At 57.3% G+C, this 20,537-nt stretch carries 18 protein-coding genes; 15 read left to right on the top strand and 3 right to left on the bottom strand.

Annotated features, from left to right (window positions below; all coding sequences use genetic code 11):
* Positions 1-93: 93 nt before the first annotated feature.
* Positions 94-660, bottom strand: coding sequence for a DJ-1/PfpI family protein (locus C3Z11_RS09225; RefSeq protein ID WP_262927315.1), 567 nt, complete (start codon positions 658-660; stop codon positions 94-96).
* A 189-nt stretch (positions 661-849) separates the two neighbouring features.
* Here C3Z11_RS09225 and C3Z11_RS09230 point away from each other — a divergent pair, with 189 nt between their 5' ends.
* The 10 genes from C3Z11_RS09230 to C3Z11_RS09275 all read left to right on the top strand — a co-directional run bounded on the left by C3Z11_RS09230 (position 850) and on the right by C3Z11_RS09275 (position 13,139).
* Positions 850-1,500 (top strand): DUF3108 domain-containing protein, encoded by a 651-nt coding sequence (locus C3Z11_RS09230; RefSeq protein ID WP_106477614.1) that lies wholly within the window; start codon positions 850-852, stop codon positions 1,498-1,500.
* 74 nt (positions 1,501-1,574) lie between these two features.
* Entirely contained in the window at positions 1,575-2,495 is a 921-nt protein-coding gene (locus C3Z11_RS09235; protein ID WP_106477615.1) for a lysine exporter LysO family protein, read from the top strand.
* A 105-nt stretch (positions 2,496-2,600) separates the two neighbouring features.
* Positions 2,601-3,359, top strand: a complete 759-nt coding sequence (locus C3Z11_RS09240) for a FadR/GntR family transcriptional regulator (protein ID WP_106477616.1) — start codon at positions 2,601-2,603, stop codon at positions 3,357-3,359.
* A gap of 242 nt (positions 3,360-3,601) precedes the next feature.
* Complete coding sequence (locus C3Z11_RS09245) at positions 3,602-5,392, top strand: IlvD/Edd family dehydratase (protein ID WP_106477617.1); 1,791 nt, start codon at positions 3,602-3,604, stop codon at positions 5,390-5,392.
* Between the two features lie 75 nt (positions 5,393-5,467).
* Complete coding sequence (locus C3Z11_RS09250) at positions 5,468-6,352, top strand: SMP-30/gluconolactonase/LRE family protein (protein ID WP_106477618.1); 885 nt, start codon at positions 5,468-5,470, stop codon at positions 6,350-6,352.
* Positions 6,353-6,390: 38 nt separating this feature from the next.
* Positions 6,391-7,320: a Gfo/Idh/MocA family protein gene (locus C3Z11_RS09255; RefSeq protein ID WP_106477619.1), complete on the top strand. Its 930-nt coding sequence runs from the start codon at positions 6,391-6,393 to the stop codon at positions 7,318-7,320.
* A gap of 294 nt (positions 7,321-7,614) precedes the next feature.
* The gene (locus C3Z11_RS09260) at positions 7,615-8,784 is read left to right on the top strand and encodes a fumarylacetoacetate hydrolase family protein (protein ID WP_106477620.1); all 1,170 of its coding nucleotides are present in this window, start codon (positions 7,615-7,617) and stop codon (positions 8,782-8,784) included.
* A 66-nt stretch (positions 8,785-8,850) separates the two neighbouring features.
* Entirely contained in the window at positions 8,851-10,431 is a 1,581-nt protein-coding gene (locus C3Z11_RS09265; RefSeq protein WP_106477621.1) for an aldehyde dehydrogenase (NADP(+)), read from the top strand.
* A 181-nt stretch (positions 10,432-10,612) separates the two neighbouring features.
* Entirely contained in the window at positions 10,613-11,959 is a 1,347-nt protein-coding gene (locus tag C3Z11_RS09270; RefSeq protein ID WP_106477622.1) for a GntP family permease, read from the top strand.
* Positions 11,960-12,122: 163 nt separating this feature from the next.
* Positions 12,123-13,139, top strand: a complete 1,017-nt coding sequence (locus C3Z11_RS09275) for an HTH-type transcriptional regulator GntR (protein WP_106477623.1) — start codon at positions 12,123-12,125, stop codon at positions 13,137-13,139.
* 34 nt (positions 13,140-13,173) lie between these two features.
* Here the strand turns inward: C3Z11_RS09275 and C3Z11_RS09280 are convergent, their stop codons facing one another.
* Positions 13,174-13,740, bottom strand: a complete 567-nt coding sequence (locus tag C3Z11_RS09280) for a gluconokinase (protein WP_106477624.1) — start codon at positions 13,738-13,740, stop codon at positions 13,174-13,176.
* Between the two features lie 182 nt (positions 13,741-13,922).
* Between C3Z11_RS09280 and C3Z11_RS09285 the strand changes: the two genes are divergently transcribed.
* The 5 genes from C3Z11_RS09285 (at position 13,923) to C3Z11_RS09305 (ending at position 19,865) form a co-directional block, all read left to right on the top strand.
* Positions 13,923-15,275: a GntP family permease gene (locus C3Z11_RS09285; RefSeq protein ID WP_106477625.1), complete on the top strand. Its 1,353-nt coding sequence runs from the start codon at positions 13,923-13,925 to the stop codon at positions 15,273-15,275.
* Between the two features lie 91 nt (positions 15,276-15,366).
* Positions 15,367-16,407: an NAD(P)H-dependent flavin oxidoreductase gene (locus tag C3Z11_RS09290; protein ID WP_262927316.1), complete on the top strand. Its 1,041-nt coding sequence runs from the start codon at positions 15,367-15,369 to the stop codon at positions 16,405-16,407.
* Between the two features lie 128 nt (positions 16,408-16,535).
* Positions 16,536-17,927, top strand: coding sequence for an ATP-binding protein (locus C3Z11_RS09295; protein ID WP_106477789.1), 1,392 nt, complete (start codon positions 16,536-16,538; stop codon positions 17,925-17,927).
* Between the two features lie 107 nt (positions 17,928-18,034).
* The gene (locus C3Z11_RS09300) at positions 18,035-18,742 is read left to right on the top strand and encodes a response regulator (RefSeq protein WP_106477626.1); all 708 of its coding nucleotides are present in this window, start codon (positions 18,035-18,037) and stop codon (positions 18,740-18,742) included.
* 106 nt (positions 18,743-18,848) lie between these two features.
* Positions 18,849-19,865 carry a hypothetical protein gene (locus tag C3Z11_RS09305; protein WP_106477627.1) on the top strand — a complete coding sequence of 339 codons (1,017 nt, stop codon included), beginning with the start codon at positions 18,849-18,851 and terminating at the stop codon, positions 19,863-19,865.
* Positions 19,866-19,909: 44 nt separating this feature from the next.
* Here C3Z11_RS09305 and C3Z11_RS09310 read toward each other — a convergent pair whose 3' ends face one another.
* Complete coding sequence (locus C3Z11_RS09310; RefSeq protein WP_106477628.1) at positions 19,910-20,452, bottom strand: O-acetyl-ADP-ribose deacetylase; 543 nt, start codon at positions 20,450-20,452, stop codon at positions 19,910-19,912.
* Positions 20,453-20,537 lie beyond the last annotated feature (85 nt).

Raw genomic sequence — 20,537 nt, forward strand, 5'->3', positions numbered from 1 at the left:
GTACCGGATAGATGATAAAACGCCACCCGGAGGTGGCGTTTTATCGACAGCTAATAGCCTTTGGGTAGCACGGGAAGAGTTAACACTATTCGCTCAATCGAGCAGCGCTGCGAATTGACGCAGCCATTCGGGATGGGCAGGCCAGGCCGGCGCGGTAGCCAGCTTGCCGCAGGTAATCGCTGCATCAACTTCAAGTTCGACGAACTCGCCGCCAGCGAGGCGCACTTCCGGGGCACAGGCAGGATAGGCAGAAATACGCCGTCCTTTCAGTGAGACTGCCGCCGCCAGAATTTGCACACCGTGACAGATCACCCCCATCGGCTTGTTGCCCTCGAAGAAGTGCCGCACGATCTTCAGCACTTCCTTGTTCAAGCGCAGATACTCCGGTGCGCGGCCACCGGGCACCACCAGCGCATCGTAGTCGTCAACATCAATCTCATCGAAGGTGGCGTTGAGTACGAACAGATGGCCGGGTTTTTCCGAATAGGTCTGCGCACCATCAAAATCGTGGATCGCGGTTTTGATGGTCTCTCCTTCACTCTTGTCCGGGCATACCGCATCTACCGTGTGTCCCATGGCCTGCAGGGCCTGGAAAGGCACCATGACTTCATAATCCTCGACGAAATCACCGGCGAGTAACAAGATACGAGCCATAACCATACTCCTTGTAAAGGGCCGTGACGTGAATAGGCCGCCATGATTGCACTTATAACGCTACTTAAACCGCTAAAGCGAGTCATTACAGCGTAGCAGGCGAGCTCTATCTTCCGAGGCACTTTCAGCGGCACCCGATGCCACAGGAAACACTGCTTCATCTATTTTCAGGATTCGTTTCAAGGAGTGAACGCCATGCGTCGTCTGACCATCTCACTGATAGCTTTGTTACTGAGCAGTAGCGCCTGGGCCAACGATCTTGTTCCCTTCCAGGCGAGCTATCACCTCAAGGCTGGCGACTGGCCCCAGGCTGTGGTGGAACATACTCTGGAAGTGCAGGATGGCGTGTGGAAAAGCACCATGTTCGCCTCGATCAAGATCGCAACCGGGCGCGAGTATGGTCGCTTTCGCGTCAGGGATGAACACTTGCAGCCCATCGATTACTACAGCCGCTACCGTCTGTTCGGTTTCGGTGATGATTACCATCTGGACGCTAACGCCATGGCTGCCCTGCCTGACCGCCAGACGGCACTGGTTGCGCTGGGACGTACCATTGATACCGTTTCGTGCACAGGCACAGCCAATCCTCCCTGCGAACTTCGCTATCTCGACCACAAGAAAAAGCCGCATACCATGCGCTATCGCATTCGAGGCCGGGAGCAGATCACGGTGCCTGCGGGGCAATGGCAAACTCTTCATGTCGAACTCTGGGACGAGAAGAAGCCTAAGCGCTGTTTTCACTTCTATGTATCGCCGCGTTATCCGGGGCTCTTGATCAAGGTCAACTACTTCAAAAACGGCGAACTTGATAGCCATATGGAAATGGCAGCATTTACTGCCGGGTAGCGTATCGGGCTTTTGCCGCTTCGATAGCTCACGTAAGCTTACGCCCCTTTCCATGGGTCAGGGGTTACATCCCGATGCTGCTGGATCTATTGCTGTTACTACTGCCATTAATCGTTGGCTACGCCGCGAGTGCACGCCTTACGCCACTGCGTACTGCCATCGACCATAGCGTTAACGCGGCGGTGTATATCATCGTCTTTCTGATGGGGCTTGATCTGGCAGGCATTGATGATTTAGCGGGGCAGTTCATGCGCATTGGCGCACAAGCTGGCGCTCTGTTCTGTGCGCTTGCCCTGTTCAATCTGATCGCCCTGTGGCTCTTGGCCTGGCGCTTGAATGTACACCGCGGGGCGGAACGAGCGCCCCTCCCACCAGCTTCGGCCAGCGATACTATCAAGGCGTTGGCGGGCTCGATTCGTTTGGCAGCGATCGTGGCGTGCGGTCTCGCATTGGGCCTGTTCCTGCCGACACTGACTACCTATGCAGCCAAGGGCGTCGAAATTGCACTCTATGTGTTACTTGGCCTGATTGGCATTCAGCTAAGGCTTTCCGGCATGTCGCTTCGTCAGGTACTGCTCAATCGCAGTGGCTTGAGCATTGCGGTCGTTGTCGCATTGAGTTCATTGCTGGCTGGAGTGAGTGTCGCTCCGCTATTCGGTTGGCGTATTACCGACGCTATGGCACTGGCCTCCGGTTTCGGCTGGTACTCGCTTTCAGGCATCGTGATCGGCGACCAACTCGGCCCGTTGCTCGGTTCCGTAGCCTTTATCAATGATCTGGCCCGCGAACTTTTTGCCGTGCTGTTGATCCCGATAGTGATCCGCCGCATGCCGGGCGTTGCCGTAGGTTACTGCGGCGCCACGGCCATGGACGTTACTCTCCCCGTCATTCAGCGCGCCGGAGGCATTACCTGCGTACCGATGGCACTGGCCAGCGGTTTTTTGTTGTCATTACTATCGCCGCCCTTGATGTTGCTGATGCTATCGATGGGCTAAAGCGGGTTTTTGACTCGTGCTAGACTACCCACTCTCGCCGATAACACCTCGTCAACACCGGGTGTTCGCCATTTGCCAAAGGCTTGCCAGAGAAAAACAGTACCTATGAATGCTCGCTCAGATGACAAGAAGGCCAACGTTGCCGAGATCCTGATCAAGGATATCTTCTCCGGTCTGTATCAGCCCGGTGACTTCATTCCCAAGGAACTCGAAATCTGCGAGCGTTTTTCACTTAGCCGCAGCGTGGTACGGCGTCATCTCAGCCAGCTGGTCGATGGCGGCATTATTGAGCGCATCTCAGGTTACGGCTCAAAGGTACGTGAATACTCGGAATGGAATATCCTCGACCCGGTGGTCACCGAGTGGATGACACGCTTTGCCGCACCGAATCAGGAAATTCAGCGCGAGGTGCTCGCATTTCGACTGACCGTCGAGCCCTTTGTCGCCATGACGGCAGCAAGCAAGGCCACTGCACACGACCTTGTCGCCATAGAAGAAGCGTTTCACGGCATGGGGCAGAATCTCCGCCACTCGGAGTCATCTGAAGAGCGTCACATTCATACCGATTTCGACGTCGCGTTCCACGTCGCGATCTTCAAGGCCACACACAATATTGTCTGGGCCCAGCTTTCCCATGTACTGCGCCCCTCGATTCATTTGCTGATTGCCGAGTCCAACATTACCGCAACCGACCCGGAGCAGAGCCTTGAACGTCATCGCACCCTGATGGAAGCCATCCGCATGCGCCAGCCTCAGAAGGCGTTTCATGCCGCCCAGGCTGTACTTGAAGGCACGGCGCTGGCACTCGGCCTTGATCCACATGCCGGGCTGATCCAGGCGCAGTTTGTCGAACCATCTTATTAAGCCCGCCTTGGCATCGTATCGTGTGCCGAACGACTACTACCTCATCCTAGAGTGATCTTTCCTCAATCCCGCTGATGCTGACGGCCTTCACACCGTTTTCATGGCAGGCGCCACGGCGCGGCGCTGAACGTTCATGCCACCAAAGCATATGTTGAACATTAAAGCACTATGTATAACATTGGCCTCATTCAGCACTGTGGAGCATTTAGCGCTCTGCACTCGTATTGAGCGAGGACATAACCATGACGGACCGCCCCAATAGCCAACCGCGCCTGCGTTCGCGCAACTGGTTCGATAATCCGGATAATCCGGGCATGACGGCGATGTACGTGGAGCGCTACATGAACAGCGGCATCACGCTGGAAGAACTGCAGTCAGGCAAACCGATTATCGGCATTGCCCAGACCGGCAGCGATCTGGTGCCCTGCAACCGCCATCACATTGAGCTGGCGCAGCGCGTCAAGGCGGGCATTCGTGATGCTGGGGGGCTTCCGCTGGAATTCCCCGTTCATCCGCTGGCCGAACAAGGCCGCCGCCCCACCGCCGCCCTCGATCGCAACCTTGCCTACATGGGACTGGTCGAGATACTGCACGGCTATCCGCTCGATGGCGTGGTATTGCTGACCGGCTGCGACAAGACAACGCCTGCCTGCCTGATGGCTGCGGCCACGGTCAACATCCCCTCGATTGTGCTCTCCGGTGGGCCGATGCTGGATGGCTGGTGGCAAGGCAAGCTATCGGGCTCGGGCACGGTGATCTGGGAAGCGCGTAAGCAGCATGCCGCCGGGCAGATTGATTACTCCCAGTTCATGCAGATGGTCGCCTCTTCATCGCCCTCGATCGGTCACTGCAATACGATGGGTACAGCGCTGTCGATGAACTCACTGGCCGAGGCGCTTGGCATGTCGTTGCCCGGCTGTGCAGCGATCCCTGCGCCATACCGCGAACGCGGCTGGATGTCCTACGCCACCGGCAAGCGCATCGTGGATATGGTGCATGAGAACCTACGCCCTTCCGACATCATGACGCATGAAGCTTTCAAGAACGCAGTGGTGGCTGCGGCCGCGCTGGGAGGGTCATCGAACTGTCCGATTCATATGATCGCCATCGCCCGCCATATGGGGGTCGAACATGATCTCGACGACTGGCACCAACTCGGCAAGGATATTCCAATGCTGGTCGACTGCCAGCCGGCGGGCCGCTACCTGGGCGAAGCCTTCCACCGCGCCGGTGGCGTACCGGCGGTGATGAAGGAGCTGCTTGATGCCGGCGTGATCCACGGCGAGGTGCGCACCGTTACTGGCCATACGCTGGCCGAGGACTTGGCCAGCGGGCCCGAACCCGACCGTGAGGTGATCCGGCGCTACACTGAGCCGCTGCGTGAAGCCGCCGGCTACGTGGTATTGAAAGGCAACCTGTTCGATAGCGCGGTGATGAAGATCAGCGTGATCGACCCCGAATTTCGTCACCGCTTCCTTGAGGATCCGGAACATCCCAACGTCTTCGAATGTAATGCTGTCGTCTTTGAGGGGCCGGAAGACTATCACGAGCGTATCGACGACCCTGAGCTTGGCGTCGATGAACACTCTTTGCTGGTGATCCGCAACTGCGGGCCGGTCGGCTACCCCGGCGGCGCCGAGGTGGTCAACATGCTTCCTCCAGCGGCGCTGCTCAAGAAAGGCATCAATGTCCTGCCAACCCTGGGCGATGGCCGCCAGAGCGGCACCTCGGCCAGCCCATCGATTCTCAATGTCTCGCCTGAAGCTGCGGTCGGCGGCAATTTAGCCCTGCTCAACAATGGCGACCGGGTGCGCATCGACCTCAACGAGTATCGCGTCGATGTGCTGATTGACGATGCCGAGTTCGAACGTCGCCGCGCGGCTTGGACGCCACCCAGTCTGATCAACCAGAGCCCGTGGGAGGAAATGCATCGCCGCACCGTCGGTCAGCATGGTCAAGGCGCCTGCATGGAGCCCGCCACACAATACATTCGCATCATTGAGAATCGCGGCGAAGCGCGCCATAACCACTAACAACGTTCTTGTCAGCGCGCACTACGCCTTCGCTCATCTTAATAACACGTGACGCTATAGTCAGAGACGCCAGCCATGTTCAAGGTGCATCTTCCGCTGCAAATGACACTTGGTGAGTGCCCGGTCTGGGACGCAGAACATCAAGTGCTTTATTGGGTCGATATTCATGCCGCCCAGCTTCACCGTCTTGATAGCGCACGTAACGCTCACAGTATTGTCACGCTGGATGAGGCGATAGGCTGCATTGCACTGCATGAAGAAGGTGGTTTTGTCGCCGGGCTGCGCTCGGGGATCTGGCGCCTGGATCAGAAAGGCCGCAAGCTTGACTGCCTGGCCAGCAACCCCGAAGACGCCTCGACCAACCGCTTCAATGATGGTCGCTGCGACCCGGCTGGACGTCTCTGGATAGGGACGCTGGACGAGGCCGAAACGAGCCCCACGGCTGCGCTTTATCGGTATCAGTCAGGCCAGCTCGCTGTAATCAAACATGAGATCACCATCTCCAACGGGCTCGCTTTCAGCCCCGATGGCCATTATCTCTATCATGCCGACTCCCCCCGGCGCATCATTGAACGGCATGCTTTGGACATCACAAGTGGCGAGCTCGGCCCTGCCGAGCAGTGGCTTGATATCAGTGATGTTGATATTGCAGGCTTTCCCGATGGTGGCGCCGTCGATAGCGAAGGATATTACTGGTGCGCACTCTACGCCGGCGGTGCGGTGGCTCGTTTCACTCCCGAGGGCCGGCTCGCGGCCCACTATCCCCTGCCAGTCCCCAACCCGACCATGATCGCCTTCGGTGATAAGGATCTGCGCACGCTCTACGTCACGAGCGCCAGGCAGGGGATGGATGAATATTCCCTTACCCTTGCGCCGCTGTCAGGATCGCTGTTTTCGATGCGTGTCGATACGCCCGGGCTCAGAGAGCCTCGTTATGGTGATACATCGCGTATGCTATGAACCGTCCTGGCAAGATCGACCACAAAAGGAAATAAGACATGAGCAAGATCAGGATCGGTATCGTCGGCTTTGGCAAGATTGCCCGCGACCAACACCTTCCCGCATTACGGGCCAACGATGATTATGAACTGGTTGCCGTTGCCAGCCGCAACGCCTCACTCGAGAATGTAGCCAACTTCAAGACACTCGATGAAATGCTCGAGTCAATGCCCGAGCTTGATGCGGTGTCCCTGTGTACGCCGCCACAGGTGCGCCATGGCCAAGCGCGCAGTGCGCTTGCTCAGGGCAAGCACGTCATGCTTGAGAAACCGCCTGGCGCTACACTGAGTGAAGTTGACGACCTTGCGGCACAGGCTGAACGCGCCGGGCGCACACTGTTTGCCACATGGCATTCTCGCCATGCCCCCGCAGTCGAACCGGCACGACGCTGGCTCGCCGACAAGGCAGTTCGCGCCGTCAACGTGCAGTGGAAAGAAGATGTACGCACCTGGCATCCCGGCCAGGAATGGATATGGCAGCCCGGTGGGCTCGGCGTGTTCGATCCAGGCATTAATGCGCTATCCATCATTACCGCGATCCTGCCACAGCCGTTCTTTCTCACCGAGGCCGAGCTTTCTTTTCCGCAGAACCGCGCCGCGCCGATTGCGGCCAATCTGTCTTTTATCGATGCATCCCAGACCCCTATTCGTGCCGAGTTCGATTGGCGCCAGACCGGCCCGCAGACATGGGACATCCACATCGATACCGATGAAGGACGACTCACCCTGTCAAAGGGAGGCAGCGTGATGGCGATTGATGGTCACGTCGAGCTGACACAGGACGAGGCCGAGTACCCAGGCCTTTATGCTCACTTTGCCACACTGATCAAGGCACAGAGCAGCGACGTGGACGTTCGTCCACTTCAACATGTTGCCGATGCGTTCATGCTCGGCCGACGCCTTGATGTGGAGCCGTTCATCGAAGAGTAACGTTTATTCAGTAATCTTTTTATGGTTTTCAGCCCTACCGCCTCTCAGCACCGCTGAAGCGGTAGGGCTTTTTTTCAGCTTTCTCTGTCCTTCTTCTGCTACTCGTTCCGCATCCCTTTTTGCGCAGCAATCGATATGCCTGCTTATGCCACCAATGTATATGTTGTACATATAATAAATAAGTAAGACATTTAGCGCAGCATACTCAATATCCGAACAATATTACGCACTATCGGTACTACGATGCCGATGCCCATGGCACAGGCGGACATCTTTAGGAGAGGACTCCCCATAATGCGTTCAATCGATATCACAACCTGCCTGCCTGAAGACGCCGACCGCGCCATACTGGTCGGCCGCGTGTGGCGCGGCGCTCCGACTGGTGGCCCCTGCATCGTCGCCGTACGTGACGGCAAGCTTTATGACATTACGGCTCACGTAAGCACCATGGCCGACCTGCTCGACCGTCACGATGCCGTCGAGATAGCGCGTTCTGCCTCAGGCGAAATGGTGGGTGACGTATCGACATGGCTGACACGCTCACTCGATACCTCCTCGGATAGCGAACACCTGCTCGCACCTTGCGACCTGCAGGCGATCAAGGCCTGCGGCGTTACCTTTGCCGTCAGCCTGCTCGAACGGGTGATCGAGGAGCAGGCCGGTGGCAGCGCTGCCAAAGCACGTGAAATACGCGTCTCACTGCAGGAGGTGATCGGCACCGACCTTTCCAGGATCAAGCCCGGCTCAGCGGAAGCTGACGCGCTCAAGCATGCCCTGACCAAACGCGGCGGCTGGTCACAATACATGGAAGTTGGCATCGGGCCGGACGCCGAAGTATTCACCAAGACACAGCCGATGGCCTCGGTCGGTTTCGGCGCCGATGTCGGTCTGCATCCCGCCTCGCAGTGGAACAATCCCGAACCTGAAATTGTCCTGGCCGTAGGTTCCGACGGGCATGTACGCGGTGCCACACTCGGTAATGACGTCAATTTGCGTGACATCGAAGGACGCAGCGCGTTACTGCTGGGCAAAGCCAAGGACAATAACGGCTCGTGCGCTATAGGCCCCTTCATTCGTCTGTTCGATGAACATTTCACGCTTGATGACATGCGCCAGGCACAGGTGCGCCTGAGCATCGAGGGTGAAGACGACGGCTTCCTGCTTGAGGGGGCGAGCGACATGCGGGAAATCAGTCGTGACCCGCTCGACCTTGTCGGCCAGACCTTTGGGGAGCATCACCAGTATCCCGACGGCTTCATGCTTTTTCTGGGCACGATGTTCTCCCCTATCGATGACCGTGACGACCAGGGCCAAGGCTTTACCCACCATGTTGGCGACCGCGTCACCATCGCCACGCCTCGTCTTGGCGCGTTAATCAATCGTGTAGACCGCAGCGATGCCATTGCGCCTTGGACATTTGGCACGCGCGCCCTCTATCACTATCTGCAGGAGCGCCACTCGTAACGCCATCAGGCGTCTCTTACGGTTATTACTTGTACCGCCACAATTACTCATCCCATGGAGGATCACATGAGCGAGATCACAGGACAAAACTTTATTGCCGGCGTACGCAGCGCCAAGGGCAGCACGACGCTACAGAGCATCGGGGCAGCCGACGGCCAGGTCATTGATCTGAAATTCATCGAAGCAACGCCGGAAGAAATCACCACCGCGGCAGAAAGCGCCGCCGAGGCCTTCGCTGCCTACCGCACCACCTCACCAGAAGTACGCGCCACATTCCTTGAGACGATTGCCGATGAGATCGATACATTGGGCGAAGACGTTATCAAGGAGGTTATTCGCGAGACGGGCCTGCCCGAAGGTCGCCTGAACGGTGAACGCACAAGAACCAGCAACCAGATGCGCCTGTTCGCCAAGGTACTGCGTCGTGGCGATTACCTCGGCGTGCGCATCGATCGTGCCGATGCCGACCGCACCCCACCCAAGCCGGATATTCGCCAGTACAAGGTCGCGCTCGGCCCCGTCGCCGTATTCGGCGCCAGCAACTTTCCGTTTGCGTTCTCGGTCGGCGGTGGCGACACCGCTTCGGCACTGGCTGCCGGCTGTCCGGTCGTAGTCAAGGCGCATCCGGGTCATATGGTGACCTCCGAGCATGTCGCTAATGCCATTACCCGCGCGGTAGAAAAATGCGGCATGCCCAAGGGCGTGTTCAGCATGGTCTACGGTGACCGCGTCGGTGCCCAGCTGGTGCAGGAACCAGCGATAAAAGCTGTCGGGTTTACCGGCTCACAGAAAGGCGGCAGGGCCCTGTTCGAATTGGCCAGCCAGCGTGATGAGCCCATCCCGGTCTTTGCCGAGATGTCGAGCGTCAACCCGATGCTGGTCTTGCCTCAGGCACTGGAGCAGCGCGGTGAACAAATCGCTGTCGACATGGCCAGTTCCGTGGTCCTCGGCTGCGGCCAGTTCTGTACCAATCCAGGCATTATTATCGGCCTCAAGAGCGAGGCGATGAGCCGCTTTACGGCCAAGCTCGGTGACGAGTTAAAGGCCAAGCCGGGTCAGGTCATGCTCAACCCCGGCCTGGTGGAAAATTACAAGCGTGGTGTCGAACGCCTCAACGCGCTCGACGGCGTCGAAGAATTGGCGACTGGCGAGTCGGAAGGCCAGTATCAAGGCGCTGCGCGATTGTTCAAGGCCGAAAAGCACGTGCTGTTCGAGCATCAGTCCCCTCTGTTTGAAGAGGTTTTTGGTCCATGCACCGTAGTGACTGAAGTCGACTCGCCTGAGGAATTACAGCAGGCAGCACGTTCGCTCAACGGTCAACTTACCGCCACGCTGATTGCGGAAGAGAGCGATCTCACGACCCACCAGGGCCTGTTGCCCATTCTTGAAGAGCGCGCCGGTCGCGTCCTGCTTAACGGCTACCCCACCGGGGTGGAAGTCTGCGACGCCATGGTTCACGGTGGCCCCTACCCTGCCACCAGTGATTCGCGCGGCACCTCGGTCGGTACGCTGGCGATTGAGCGTTATCTGCGCCCGGTGTGCTACCAGAACTACCCGGACGCCTTCCTGCCCGAGCCGCTCAAGAACGCCAATCCTTTCGGTCTGATGCGACTGATCGATGGCGAAAACAGCCGCGATGCGCTGTGACCTGAGCCGCCACCTTCCAGGTTAAACCGCATTATCGATACACCCACATGAGCGCTCTTTGCGAAGGGCGCTTTTTTCCGCGACGCGCATCGGTTATCCGGCCTGATCCGCCTCGTTAACGCCCTGAGACCCCGGAATTTTAATAACAAATTCTTGATCGCCAGTTCACAGGAGAAAGCTCATGTCACATGATACGTGGTTGCTCGTCAGCGCCGCGCTCAGCATTGTCGTTCTACTGATGCTCGTCATTCGCTGGCGTATGCACGCCTTTGTCGCCCTCCTGCTGGTCAGTATCGTCGTTGGCCTGATCACCGGCATGCCGCTTGGCGATATCGTCGATACGATTCAGGCCGGCATGGGCGGCACGCTCGGATTCGTTGCCACGGTGGTGGGCCTCGGGGCAATGTTCGGTGCCATGCTGGAAGTATCAGGTGGCGTTGACCGGCTGGCCAGCACGCTGATGCGCACCTTCGGCGAGGGCCGTGCCCAATGGGCGCTCAGTATCGCCGGTTTCCTGATTGCCATCCCGGTCTTTCTCGATGTTGCTTTCGTCATCCTCGTGCCACTTATCTATGCCCTGACACGGCGTACCGGCAAGCCGCTGCTGTTCTATGGCATTCCACTGGTGGCGGGGCTTGGCGTCACGCATGGTTTCATTCCGCCTACGCCCGGCCCCATTGCCGTAGCCGACCTGCTCGGCGCCAACATCGGCTCTGTAATTTTGTTTGGCGCCATAGCCGGTATTCCAGCCATGATCGTTGCCGGGCCGATATTCGGCAGTTTCATTTCCAAGCGCATTCAGACCGGTATTCCCGACTATATCGAGCTGCCTGCCGTACGTGACGACTATGCTGACCTGCCCAGTTTCAAGATGATCTTTTCGATTCTGATACTGCCGTTGGTGCTGATTCTGCTTAATACCGCCAGCGGTATGGTCTTAGATGAAGGCAACCTTGTTGCTCAGGTGCTGTCTTTCGTCGGTGACCCGATTGTCGCACTGCTGATCGCCACGCTGCTTTCGTTCGCGGCGCTGGGCACTAAACGCGGCCTGTCGCGTGACGATGTGATGAAGGTAGCTACAAAATCGCTCGAACCGGTCGGCCTGATCATCCTCGTCACCGGTGCCGGTGGCGCCTTCAAGCAGACCCTGATCGATTCAGGTGTTGGCGATGTCATGGGTGACATGATGGCCAGCAGCGCACTTCCACCCCTGGTACTCGCCTTCTTGATTGCACTTGGCGTGCGTGTCATTCAAGGCTCGCTGACTGTGGCAATGATCACCGCCGCCGGGTTGATGGCGCCTCTGGTTGAGACAATGGGGCTGGAAGGCCCGATCCTGGCCTTGATGGTCATTGCCATTGCCTCCGGTGCCACGGCATTAAGTCATGTCAATGATTCCGGCTTCTGGCTGGTCAGCCGCTATTTTGGACTGACCGAAGCACAGACATTGAAAAGCTGGACCGTAATGGAAACCATCATCGGTATCGTCGGGCTATTGATGTGCCTGCTGATCGCCATGTTCCTCTGATCTTCTCGCCCTGATCCTCGCTCCGGTTCTGTGTTCATTCCCTGCCCACAGGGAATGAATGCAGGTCCGGAGACGAGCCTTTTGTCCAAGCGCAGCGCAGAACCCGACCATGATAAACTGGCGTGAGTTTGTTACCGCTATCATGAAAAACTGGGGATAGATTATGGTCCGACGCGCCCGTCGTTCATCAGGACGTGTCACTCTGCAAGATGTTGCCAAGTACGTCGGGATCAGCAAGATCACCGTGTCACGCGTGTTACGCGAACCCCATCGCGTATCACCGGAGCTTAAGGAGCGGGTCGAGCAAGCGATCGAACGGCTCGGCTACATTCCCAATCGTCAGGCAGGCGCCCTGGCCAGTGCCCGAAGCCACTCCATTGCGCTACTCGTGCCATCGCTATCCAACCTGGTGTTCTCCGAAGTGCTGCGCGGCGTTGCTGACGTGTTTGACGATACCGGCTATCAGGTTCTGCTCGGGCATTCGAGCTATTCGGCGTTCGAGGAAGAGCGCCTGATCAGTACGTACTTATCGTATGGCGTCGATGGCTTTATCATCTCCGGCTCACGCCATACCGACCGCGCCCGCGAACTGCTGATACGCAGTCAGCTTCCCGTAGTGGAAATCATGGAGCTGCCCGCCAAGCCTATCGACATGGCCGTCGGGTTCAGTCATGAACAGGCCGGATTCGACATGACTCACGCCCTGATCAAGGCAGGGTACCAACGGATCGGGTTTGGCGGGGCACGCATGGACCATCGCGCTCAGAATCGCCTGGCGGGCTGGCGGCGCGCCATGATCGAGGCCAGAATGGACGATAGCGCCTGTCTCACCACAACACGCCCTTCAAGCTACCGTCTCGGCGCTGATATTCTCGCGGATTTGATGGCGCGCTGGCCCGAACTCGACGCTATCTTCTTCTGCAATGATGATCTCGCGGCCGGCGCGCTATTCGAGTGTCAGCGGCGCGGTATCCGCGTGCCCGAGCAGCTCGCACTGGCCGGATACAATGGCCTCGATATCACTGACGCTACCTTCCCCACCCTGTCTACCGTGGTCACACCACGCAGACGCATCGGCCTTGAGGCGGCACGTCTGCTGAAGCTGCGCTTACTCGATGAAACGCCTGAAGAGACACGTATCGATACCGGCTACGAGATCGCCATACGTGGAAGCAGCTGAGCGGCGCTTAGCTACCATCTGCCAGCCGCAAAGATCAGCGATGAGCACTTAGCTGCTGGTCACGGTGTACAACAGCCGCTACGCAGGCATCGACCACAACGTCGCACTCGGCATCGATATCGATCCGCTCTGCTTCGTCACTTCCTGGCCGCTCAAGCGTTGCAAACTGGCTTTTCAACATTTGCGGCGAGAAGAAATGATGACGCGCCTGCATCCGTTCAAGGATGAGATCGTAGCTACCATCAAGAAATAAAATGACCAGCTCCGGATCGCCCTTGCGTAAAAGATCGCGATACGAACGCTTGAGCCCTGAACAACCGATGATAACGGTGTCATCATTTTCGCGGTGCGTCTGAAAAAGCTCGCTTAATTTTTCCAGCCAGCCCGCTCGATCGTCATCATTCAAGGGTTCGCCGCGTGACATCTTGTCGATATTAGCCTGCGGATGATAATGGTCGCCATCGATGTAGGCACAGCCGATGCGTTCTGCTACCGCCTCGCCAATGGTCGACTTACCGCACCCCGACACGCCCATGACCAGAATCCGGCGTGCCGAGTTCAGTGGCGCCCCATGTTGCCCCACTACCTTACGCTCTACCATAGTCTAAAGCCCCTTGTTCCCATCTTCATGTTACCGATAACATCGCATTCTGACAGACCCGGAAGGGCCTGCACAGACAACTACGACCTTTGTCCAAGTCCTGTGTCATGACGTTGATCCAGCGATCATTTCGCAGCACTTGATCGAGGGTTTTCTCAGCCACGAAAACGACGGGATTCGTCATGTCTCACGCCACTTTGCTCATCGCCGCCGCGTTGGGTGGCATCGTCTTGCTGCTGTTTTTGGTCATGCGCTTACGCCTGCATGCCTTTGTCGCCTTGCTGCTGGTCAGTATTCTGGTAGGTGTAGCCACCGGTATGCCGCTGACCGATATCGTTGATAGTGTCCAGAGCGGCATGGGCGGTACGCTCGGCTTTGTCGCGACCGTGGTTGGCCTTGGCGCGATGTTCGGGAAAATGCTCGAGGTCTCCGGTGGCGTTGATCGCCTTGCCAACACGCTGATCGACAAGTTCGGTGAAGGCCGGGCGCAATGGTCGATGGCGATTGCTGGTTTCATGATCGCTATCCCGGTTTTCCTTGATGTCGGCTTCATCATCCTCGCCCCGCTGATCTATGCGCTTGGCCGCCGTACCGGCCGCTCCCTGCTCTACTATGGCATCCCGCTTCTCGCAGGCCTTGCGGTTACCCATTCGTTCATACCGCCGACACCGGGCCCTATCGCGGTTGCCAATCTGATCAACGCTGATCTTGGCTACGTCATTCTGTTCGGCGTGCTGTGCGGCCTGCCGGCGATGATTTTGGCCGGCCCCGTATTCGGCAGTTACATTTCCAAGCGCATTCACGCCACTGTCCCTGATTACATGGAAGATACGGCGGCGAAGGAACCCAAGAATTACGATGACTTGCCCAGCTTCAAGCTGATTGCCAGCATCATCCTGCTGCCGCTGATCCTGATTCTGCTTAATACCGTCAGCGGCGTGCTGCTTGAAGATGACAATGCCATCTATCAGATTCTCGGTTTCCTTGGCAATCCGATCGTTGCCCTGCTGATCACGACACTACTGGCCTTTACCCTGCTCGGTACCAAGCGCGGCTTGACACGTGAGCAGGTCATGAGCGTGGCCACCAAATCCCTTGAACCTGCTGGCATCATCATCCTCGTCACCGGCGCCGGTGGTGTATTCAAGCAGATGCTGATCGACTCCGGCGTGGGCGCAGTCATCGGTGAAATGATGGCTGACAGCGCGCTGCCGCCGATCCTGCTCGCCTTCCTTATAGCCACAGGCGTGCGCATCATTCAGGGTTCGGCCACGGTTGCGATGATTACCGCAGCAGGTCTGATGGCGCCGGTAATCACGGCACTGAATCTTGACGGCCCGATTCTCGGCCTGCTCGTGATCTCGATCGCCTCCGGTGCCACCGTGTTAAGCCACGTCAACGATTCGGGCTTCTGGCTGGTTAACCGCTACTTCGGTTTGACCGAGGCGCAAACGCTGAAAAGCTGGACAGTGATGGAAACCATCATTGGTGTGGTGGGTGTATTGATGGCCATGCTGATCGGAATGTTCATTTAAACGCTCCAATCAGTACAGCTGTGGTAAACAGCTTACGCACGAAAAAGAAGACGTCATAGACTAATGATTCCACCTCGAAATGGAGTTAGTCATGACGTCTTCTTTCGCTTTTGCCAATCTGGAATTTCCCCGTCCCATCGTACAAGCGCCCATGGCAGGGGGCATTACTACGCCTGAGCTGGTCGCGGCTTGTGCCAACGCTGGCGCGCTCGCCAGCCTAGGCGCGGGCTACCTGAGCGCCGAGGCCATCACTACACAGTGCAGCGCTATCCGTGCGCTCACCTCTTGTCCCTTCGCCGTCAATCTGTTCGTTCCCGCCAGCACCATTGCTGATGACGATGTGATCAAACGCGCCAGAGCTGCCCTTGAACGCTGTTATCAATCCGCCCACGTGTCGATGCCGGAGGCGTTTGCCGAGCTGCCAACCTTCGAGAGCCAGTTCGAGGCGATGCTCGACGCACATCCAGCGGTCTTCTCATTCACCTTCGGTCGGCTCGACGCTCGTTACATTAATGCCTGCCGGGCGCGTGGCATTGCTCTGGTCGGCACGGCGACATCACTTAGCGAAGCGCTGGCATTGGAAGAGGACGGCGTTGATGCGATCGTTCTACAAGGGGAGGAAGCTGGGGGACATCGGGGTAGCCAGGCGCCGGAGGGTGACGCTCAACCGCTGATGACATTGATAAAAAGCTGTTGCGCCAGGATAGCCAGAACACCGCTGATCGCCGCAGGCGGCCTGATGACTGCGGCAGATCTTTCCCGTGCCCAACACGCCGGAGCGAGCGCTGGCCAGTTCGGCACGCTTTTTCTGCTCGCTGACGAAGCCGGCACCAGCGCATCCTGGCGCGATGCGCTGATGGAAGTCGTCCTTTGCCGCGATCATAAGGCGACCGGCACGACCCGCGCTGTTTCCGGACGCATTGCTCGTGGTATCAAAAATGCCTGGATGGATGAGCGGGCCCCACAGGCCATTGCGCCTTATCCCGAGCAGCACCGTCTTACCGCGCCGCTACGCAAGGCTGCTGGCGTACAGTGGAAAAGCTTCTGGGCGGGAACAGGTGCGCATCTATGTCGCTCTGGTTCAGCAGCAGCGTTGATCAAAGCGCTCGATAATTGTTCTATTAGTGACTAGACGATGACACCGCCATAAGATGACGTGCTTTTGCATATTTGTTCCATCATTGAGGCATATGATCATGCATCAATAACGTCATGTTCCATCCTGCGCACGATGCGCCTTCAGCCGGCCCAGCTACCATCATGTTCAGCCGTATAAGCATCAAGCTGTTTTTTGCCATTTTCCTTGTCAATACGCTCATAAGCGGCCTGATCTATCTGTCGATTTCCCGCAGCCTTGATGAAGGGTTTCTCGATTATCTCAGGCATAGCCAGCAGCAACGCATTACCACGCTGACTCAGTCAATCGCTGAAAGCTATGCTCGCCATGGCAATTGGGAGTGGCTGCGTCACGATCCTGATGCCTGGCGCCAACTTCTGCGCTTTGCTCTAGTGCCACGCGGTGGCAACTTTGAGCCTCCGGAAGGAGTAATACCACCTCCGCTGCCTCCCGAGCTAGCTGATCCACGCCAGTTTGTCTTAATAGATGCGCACGGCGACCGTATTATCGACAGCCGACTCGAACCGGCCAAATTACGTTACGCCCCAATCACGCTTGATGGCATTCAGATCGGCTCATTGGGCTATCGTGCGCCCGAAGGTGTCATCACTAAACTCGACCGGCTTTTCCTTCAGCGTCAATTGCGAAGTCTGACCATCATCCTCGGATCGATGCTGTTCGCATCACTTATCCTGGCAGGAGGTCTGGCGCTGTGGCTGGGCAGGCGAACGCGCGCCATGGCGCTTGCCACCCAGGCGCTGGCCGGTGGTGACTACTCGGTGCGACTGTCACCCAGTGGGCGCGATGAATTGTCCCAGCTTTCGGCTGACATCAATGCTCTCGCCTTCAATCTTGAGCAGAACCGACGCGCACGACAACAGTGGGTTGCCGATATTGCCCATGAGCTACGTACGCCTTTGGCCGTCTTGCGGGGTGAAATAGAGGCGATGCAAGATGGCGTGAGGCCAATGAATGCAGGAAATCTTGCTTCGCTGTCACAGGAAGTTGAACAGCTCAATCGTCTGGTCGAGGATCTGCGTCTATTAGCCCAGTCCGATGCGCATACATTGGAAGCACCATTCGAAACCGTAGATCTCAGTGCTCACCTGACGCACCAGCTCAGCGAATCGCGTCACTGGATCGAGGGCAAGGGCATCGCCCTTGACAGCAAAATTGCTTCAGGAATTACCATTCAGGGAGCGCCACACCGGTTACGGCAGCTATGGCATAACCTTCTTGGTAATTCAATGGCCTACACCGATGCGCCCGGTAAGCTGCATGTATCGCTTGCGCGCGTTGGCCGGCGAGCAGAAATTGTCTGGGAGGATTCTTCTCCCGGCGTGCCTGATGATGCACTACCCCGCCTGACCGAGCGGCTCTTTCGCCTCGATGCCTCACGCAACCGCCGTCGTGGCGGCAGTGGTCTTGGATTGTCCATTGCGCAGGCACTTGTCCACCTCCACGGCGGGCAAATGGAGGCCAGCGTGTCACCACTGGGAGGATTGCGCTGGACGCTCAGCTTCCCTTTGGATTGAAAAATGCGATACAAAAGACGTAAAACCTGGACATGTGCGGAGTATGAAACTCCTGTTAGGCAGCTCATCCATACTCGGCCAGATAGCAAAGGAAAAGGAACCCTGTAGTGGCAGAGACCATACTGATCGTTGAAGATGAATCCAAGATTGCCCAACTTGTCGCCGATTACCTTCACGCTCATGCATTTGGCAGTCATCACCTCGACCACGGCGATAGCGTCATGCCCTGGCTTGAGTCGCACGAGCCACAGCTGGTGCTGCTTGACGTCATGCTGCCTGGCAAGGATGGTCTGACATTGTGCCGTGAAATTCGCGCACGCTTTCCACGCTTGCCTATCATCATGCTGACCGCCCGCGTCGAAGAAGTCGACCGACTACTAGGGCTAGAAATTGGTGCGGATGATTACATCTGCAAGCCATTCAGCCCACGTGAAGTGGTCGCACGCGTCAAAGCCGTCCTGCGACGTGCGCAGCCCGAAGACACCAGCACCAGCGAAAATGGCACTCCCACCGAAGATGATGTTGAGTGGTTAGTCCTCGATGATGACGGCTGGCGTGCGCTGGCCAACGGTAAGGACCTGGGGCTTACCGCGGTGGAATTCCAACTGCTACGCGTAATGATGCAGGCCCCGAGACGTATTTTTTCGCGCGAACAGCTGATGGATCAGATGTACCGTGACCACCGCATCGTTTCCGAGCGCACCGTCGATAGTCACGTCAAGAAGCTGCGCCGCAAGATCGCCGAAGCCTGTCCAGAACGCGACATTATCCATTCCGTTTACGGTGTGGGATACAAGTATGAGCCCAGTGAGTAGCCAGCCCATCGTCTGCAAGCGAACATGACGAATGCCTCCTTGTTATGTGCATCTTTCGTGCACAAACGCCGGTGATACTGCAAGCGTTCCCAAAGGAGACATCGTGATGAAAAAGCTTTTATTGATCGCCGCCATTTCCACCGCCCTGTCCCCTGCAGCTTTTGCCGGGCAGGACGCTGCGCCCAAGGCACCCAAGAAGAGCCTGGATGCCATCTATTCAAGCTGGTCGTTGAATGATCAGCAGCGTGCCCAGATCAAGGCTGCCAATCAGCAGTTCCATCAGAACATGCATGAACTGCAGGAAAGCAAGACCGCTACATCTGATGCTGATCACAAGGCAATGAAAAAGCTGGTTGATGAGCATCATAAGGCGCTCGCCAAGGTGCTGAACGACGAGCAGGTTAAAGTCCTGGAAGCCTATGACCGGATGCACCAGCCAATGCGCGCCAAGGGCGAGCTGATGCGCGCATTGTTCGCGAGCTGGCATCTCAGCGATGACCAACAAAAGGCGCTGCACGACGCCCGCGAGTCCATGCGTAACGATCTCGACAAGCTCAAATCGCAGAAATTCGACAGTCGTGAAGATAAGCGCGCCGCCTTCGACAAGATCAAGCAGGATCAGCAGGCGCGTATGGCCAAGATCCTCGATCCTCAGCAACTTAATGTGCTCGAGAAGATGCGCCATGTTGAGCTGCGCGGGCCGATGGGTCGTCCTCCCGTCGATGGCATGAAAGCTCTGATAGCCAGTTGGCATCTCGATCAGAGCAAGCAGCAGGCGCTCGATAACGCCAACAAGGCATTCTTCCAGCAATTACATGAGTTACGCGGTCCGCAGAGCGACGCGTCCAAGCCTCAGGACAAGCAGGCAAAAGACAAGCATCGCGATGAATTCAAGGCAGCTTTCGAGCAGCATCGCAAAGCACTTGAAAAGATTCTGACCCCGACGCAACTCGCAGCTCTTGATGCCTTTCGTCCCGCACCGCATGGCCCCGGCCGCATGGGCGATCATGGCCCTATGCCAGGACATGGCCCAATGGGCAAGCACGCGCCAATGGGTGACCATGGCCCGATGGGTGATGGCCCTGACGACAATGACGAGCCGCCGCTTCCCGGCGACGAATGAACAAGATTGATTGACTAGAACGAACGGCGCCGCTCAGGCGCCGTTCATCGTTTCCCCTTTGCAATATCGAAAAACAGGTCAGCGTCGGTTTCATTGAAGAAACACAGGATCACGGTCAATTCTGGACGCCTCGGCAACTCTTCCTCCATTACCTTTAAGATAATCCTGTTCGCCGCTTCGCGAGGGTAGCCATAGATTCCGGTTGATATGGCCGGGAAGGCGATACTGCGCATATTCTTGATGTCCGCCAGTGCCAATGCATTGCGGTAACAGGCCGCTAGTTCTGTTGAACGGTCCTGCGAAGCAGAATAAACCGGCCCCACCGTATGAATGATGTAGCGCGCAGGCAAATCGAAACCGGGCGTCAGGGCGACTTCGCCGGTCGGTAAACCCTCGGGCCAGTCATGTTCTCGCACCGCCTGGCAGGCCTGCAAAAGCTTGCTGCCTGCGGCGCGATGAATAGCGCCATCGACGCCACCGCCTCCAAGCAGCGAACTGTTTGCCGCATTGACGATAACGTCAGCCTCAAGTTGGGTAATGTCACCTACCATGACCGTTAGTTGACCATCAAACAGGGTCGTGTGCATAGCGCTCTCCTTAAGCAATGTATCTCTTTCAGCATAGCGGCAACTCTCCTTAACTGGCGGTTCTCAAGCTTTTGAGTTGAAGCTT

Origin of the sequence: Phytohalomonas tamaricis, from assembly GCF_003012345.1 — a bacterium.
GTDB lineage: Bacteria > Pseudomonadota > Gammaproteobacteria > Pseudomonadales > Halomonadaceae > Phytohalomonas > Phytohalomonas tamaricis.

What these genes read in the sequence shown, in the direction of transcription:
- C3Z11_RS09225 (WP_262927315.1), bottom strand. Translation starts at nt 660, where the DNA reads ATGGTTATGGCTCGTATCTTGTTACTCGCCGGTGATTTCGTCGAGGAT.
- C3Z11_RS09230 (WP_106477614.1), top strand. Translation starts at nt 850, where the DNA reads ATGCGTCGTCTGACCATCTCACTGATAGCTTTGTTACTGAGCAGTAGC.
- C3Z11_RS09235 (WP_106477615.1), top strand. Translation starts at nt 1,575, where the DNA reads ATGCTGCTGGATCTATTGCTGTTACTACTGCCATTAATCGTTGGCTAC.
- C3Z11_RS09240 (WP_106477616.1), top strand. Translation starts at nt 2,601, where the DNA reads ATGAATGCTCGCTCAGATGACAAGAAGGCCAACGTTGCCGAGATCCTG.
- C3Z11_RS09245 (WP_106477617.1), top strand. Translation starts at nt 3,602, where the DNA reads ATGACGGACCGCCCCAATAGCCAACCGCGCCTGCGTTCGCGCAACTGG.
- C3Z11_RS09250 (WP_106477618.1), top strand. Translation starts at nt 5,468, where the DNA reads ATGTTCAAGGTGCATCTTCCGCTGCAAATGACACTTGGTGAGTGCCCG.
- C3Z11_RS09255 (WP_106477619.1), top strand. Translation starts at nt 6,391, where the DNA reads ATGAGCAAGATCAGGATCGGTATCGTCGGCTTTGGCAAGATTGCCCGC.
- C3Z11_RS09260 (WP_106477620.1), top strand. Translation starts at nt 7,615, where the DNA reads ATGCGTTCAATCGATATCACAACCTGCCTGCCTGAAGACGCCGACCGC.
- C3Z11_RS09265 (WP_106477621.1), top strand. Translation starts at nt 8,851, where the DNA reads ATGAGCGAGATCACAGGACAAAACTTTATTGCCGGCGTACGCAGCGCC.
- C3Z11_RS09270 (WP_106477622.1), top strand. Translation starts at nt 10,613, where the DNA reads ATGTCACATGATACGTGGTTGCTCGTCAGCGCCGCGCTCAGCATTGTC.
- C3Z11_RS09275 (WP_106477623.1), top strand. Translation starts at nt 12,123, where the DNA reads ATGGTCCGACGCGCCCGTCGTTCATCAGGACGTGTCACTCTGCAAGAT.
- C3Z11_RS09280 (WP_106477624.1), bottom strand. Translation starts at nt 13,740, where the DNA reads ATGGTAGAGCGTAAGGTAGTGGGGCAACATGGGGCGCCACTGAACTCG.
- C3Z11_RS09285 (WP_106477625.1), top strand. Translation starts at nt 13,923, where the DNA reads ATGTCTCACGCCACTTTGCTCATCGCCGCCGCGTTGGGTGGCATCGTC.
- C3Z11_RS09290 (WP_262927316.1), top strand. Translation starts at nt 15,367, where the DNA reads ATGACGTCTTCTTTCGCTTTTGCCAATCTGGAATTTCCCCGTCCCATC.
- C3Z11_RS09295 (WP_106477789.1), top strand. Translation starts at nt 16,536, where the DNA reads ATGTTCAGCCGTATAAGCATCAAGCTGTTTTTTGCCATTTTCCTTGTC.
- C3Z11_RS09305 (WP_106477627.1), top strand. Translation starts at nt 18,849, where the DNA reads ATGAAAAAGCTTTTATTGATCGCCGCCATTTCCACCGCCCTGTCCCCT.
- C3Z11_RS09310 (WP_106477628.1), bottom strand. Translation starts at nt 20,452, where the DNA reads ATGCACACGACCCTGTTTGATGGTCAACTAACGGTCATGGTAGGTGAC.